Genomic DNA, 3,302 nt, shown 5'->3' with positions numbered 1-3,302 from the left:
GGCGCGGCATACAGATTGCCGCGCTCTGTCTCCTGCTGGCGAGTGATGCATTCGATGGCTTCTCGGTCGTCGATCAGCTGGGCCCGACTGTCGTTCCCTTCGTCCATGCGCCCTTCCTGCCCATGACGTGGCCATTACTCGTGGTCGTCGTTCTGATTTCCCTTGTGGCAGGATTGTGGGCCGGGCGGGAATTGCGCGACATCCGTGCATCCATGCCGGTCGTGGGCCGATGGCGGCATTTTTTACGCTTTGGGATGTTCGGTGGTGCGGCGTTCGGGTGTCTTATGGCGCATTTTCTGTGCTGGATCTGACGTCAGATCATAATCTACCGGCTAGACGCGTGAGAAGATCCCTTCCGCAGGACACATACCCACATTAGTACATACGTGGGTATGACACGAGGAAAAGGCTGCAGTCGCCTTAAAGTCCGACGTGCCACTTATAAATTGGCCTTCCGCTTAGCAGACAGTCTGCGATAGGCTATTTGAATTGAGATTAATCGATGCTTCCCGACCAATCCACTTGATTCCACTCGATGCGCCGACGGCTCCAGTGCTCGCCAATAGCTTGAGTAAAATCAGCATGTACGAGCTTGGCACGGCATTCGCACCAGTGAGAATCCTCGCGGCGGATAATTAGTCCTTCCATCGGCCCTACTCGATAGCGGCTTGAACTTGAATTTAACAATTTTTCAAGTTGAACTAAATCTGTTCGGCCCCGCAACAGGGTAGGCGTGACTTTAAGGCCTACCGATGACGCTAATGCATTTCGTCGGCTGCTGCTCCAAAATCTTCCCGCTGCACGGTCGTAGACGTCGAAAAAAAGTAGCCAGTCAGGAAGATGATCATATCCAATAGAATGACGAGCAGCCGTCCATTCGCCAAAAAGCACGAGCGACGAAGTCAGGAAATTGCGAAGAATTTCTTCATGCAAATTTAACCATTCAGATAAGCGTCCAAACTGTCCACTATAAGCGGGGGTCAAATATTGCCCCCGATTTTGGACTAGTATTTTTCCATCAGCAGATAACGAAAGCCCGATGTTCGCACCATCGATTTTTTCCTCGACCTCCACCTCGCCAGCAAGCAGGCTAAGAGCTTCAGACGAGGACAGAAATTTATCCTCGCGCGGAGCAGGATTATGACTCAACCATGCAAGATGTGGGGTCGATGGAAAACGAAAGAAAGTCGTCATTTGTGTGCTACTATTTTCTCATTTTCTTTTTGGAATGTTTATCTCTGGACCACTCTTCGATGATTGGCTCGACTAACACATCATGCTCGAGAAGCTCATCCTCCCAGTCGTGCCAATCGGTATCGCCTGCAAAAGCGATGCAACCTTCACCAAACTTCGCATATGATGCCAGCGCTGCAGCAACCATCTTTCGATCTGCCCGATCATGGACTACCGGCACAAGCGAGGGGGGTAAAATGCCATCTCCATCGTCATCATAGTCGACCACCACGCCGTCAACGGCACATTTATCCCATTTCGACATCACCACCTGAATACCGAAATCACCATACTTGAGCTTTCTATTGTATTCCGCTTCTATCTGACGTTCAAAATCGAGCACAAGACGGCTATCACTCCGCTGGAAAGTGTCCAACCACTTCCAAACTGCAAGGCGTACTTCTGGTTCATTAGGCGTCGCGTCAATGTCGGTTGGATTCACCGGGTCGGCCGCGCTCGCAGCGATCAGAACATTAGTATCAACGATATAGCGTTCCTTCATCGCCCACTACCTTTCTGGCGCTCGAACATAATCCGAGCTTGTTCGCGTGTCTCACCAAGCGCGTCCCCAAAGAAGCCATCGGGCCAATTCTTTACTCTGCCATAATCATCAATTTCGAGTTTATTGAGCTCAGCAGATTTTTTCTTGCGTGCCACAAAGTACATTGCCGCGTTTTCCCGCGATATTTTTCCCTTGGCAAGCAAAGTTTGCATGCGTCGGAATAGATGCTCAGAATGGGTCTCTATTACGAACTGGACATCGCGCTTCCGACTGACCTCAACAAACAGTTCGGCTAAGACGGATTGAGCGAGTGGATGCAAATGAATTTCAGGCTCCTCAAGTACGATTGTGCTGCCTTTGGGAGCAAAGTAAGAAATTACCAGAACTGGAAGAATTTGGGATACGCCTATACCGACGTCGCGAATATTACATGACGTTCCATCTCGATGCACTATTAGTTCATAGCGATTTGACCGGCCTTGCTGACGAACTTCGAGTTCATCTGCTATGCCCATTTTCTTGAGCCAAGAGGAAACCCCTTTGACAATATAATTTTGCTCATCTCCTCGCAAAATAGCACTGGCAAGTAGTGCATCAATTGCGCTGCGTCCGTCGGGGCCGATCTCGCCCGGCTTTGTTTTGTTCCAAGGGTAATCTCGCTCTGGCTTGCGGCGCAACGGACCAAGATAAACTATATGCTCAAGTTCACGTCGGATCGCTAAGCTCAAATCCTCGACCAGTTGGCCGTCCTTGTCGAGATCAGCGATAGCGTCTGCTGAAAAAGCAATTGATCGCTCTGGCGTATAATTACGTCCTTTAACACGAGGGGCGAGATCATTATCAACAAATATCGAAAATGCGCCCTTTTCTCGCCTGATTGCTTTAAATTGGCGGTGCTCAGTTTTGAGTATAAGTTCTTGGACTGTCACACTGCCAGATGAAGTCTGACCATAAGAGCATCGAAAACTGCCCTTGTCGATCCGACCAGTGCCACGATTATCAAAGTCGAATTCAATAGAAAACTGGCGCGGCGTTTGGGCTCCTTGGTTTAGAATATCGTCGAAAGCACCGAAATTAAATAGGTCGTTGACTTCGTCTCCGCCGAGGTTGAGGTGGATTGTCCGATCCGGTGATCGAGCAGTTTGCTTGAGTAGTAGCAAACTTTGGATGAGAGACGATTTTCCTGATGAGTTAGTACCAAGTAGCATCGTTAATGGACGTAAACTCATGTCCTGAGTGTCCGACCAAGCCTTGAAGTTTACTAAACGTAACCGTGTAAGCATGAGTAGAGCTAATCCGATCCGATGGTTTGATTTTTAGGTACTATTAGTATCTTAAAGGCTGGCAGATGCCCAGCATAAATGAGGATTATAGTTATTTGAAAGCCGACATTACGTATGACCGCTTTTTACAATCCCACACGATAGCGGACAATCTCCTTCCCTGAAGGGTTTCGGGCGCCGCCAGGCGTACGAAAGTCTGGGAAGACCGAACCCGCGACACCGGGGTTCAGTTATGGGGAATTTGCAACTGGCGCTACCCGGGGGAGAGCCTGAGCCAGAGCATA

General features: G+C 49.4%; 4 protein-coding genes. 1 reads left to right on the top strand and 3 read right to left on the bottom strand.

Annotated elements, in window-relative coordinates:
* Nucleotides 1-311: hypothetical protein (locus tag ACBR42_RS16885; RefSeq protein ID WP_371208803.1), on the top strand; the 311-nt coding region annotated here is incomplete at its 5' end.
* Between the two features lie 184 nt (nt 312-495).
* On the opposite strand, the gene ACBR42_RS16880 is transcribed toward ACBR42_RS16885, so the two are convergent.
* Genes ACBR42_RS16880 through ACBR42_RS16870 form a run of 3 tightly spaced genes read right to left on the bottom strand, consistent with a single transcriptional unit; the run spans nt 496 to nt 3,018 of the window.
* Nucleotides 496-1,194 (bottom strand): RNA ligase family protein, encoded by a 699-nt coding sequence (locus ACBR42_RS16880; protein WP_371208802.1) that lies wholly within the window; start codon nt 1,192-1,194, stop codon nt 496-498.
* A 10-nt stretch (nt 1,195-1,204) separates the two neighbouring features.
* Entirely contained in the window at nt 1,205-1,735 is a 531-nt protein-coding gene (locus ACBR42_RS16875; RefSeq protein WP_371208801.1) for a hypothetical protein, read from the bottom strand.
* Nucleotides 1,732-3,018 (bottom strand): DUF3696 domain-containing protein, encoded by a 1,287-nt coding sequence (locus tag ACBR42_RS16870; protein ID WP_371208800.1) that lies wholly within the window; start codon nt 3,016-3,018, stop codon nt 1,732-1,734. Before ACBR42_RS16870 ends, ACBR42_RS16875 begins: the two co-directional genes overlap by 4 nt.
* Nucleotides 3,019-3,302 lie beyond the last annotated feature (284 nt).

Origin of the sequence: Komagataeibacter sp. SM21 (assembly GCF_041402665.1) — a bacterium.
Taxonomy (GTDB): Bacteria; Pseudomonadota; Alphaproteobacteria; order Acetobacterales; family Acetobacteraceae; genus Komagataeibacter; species Komagataeibacter saccharivorans.
This window is presented reverse-complemented; position numbering and strand designations above follow the sequence as displayed.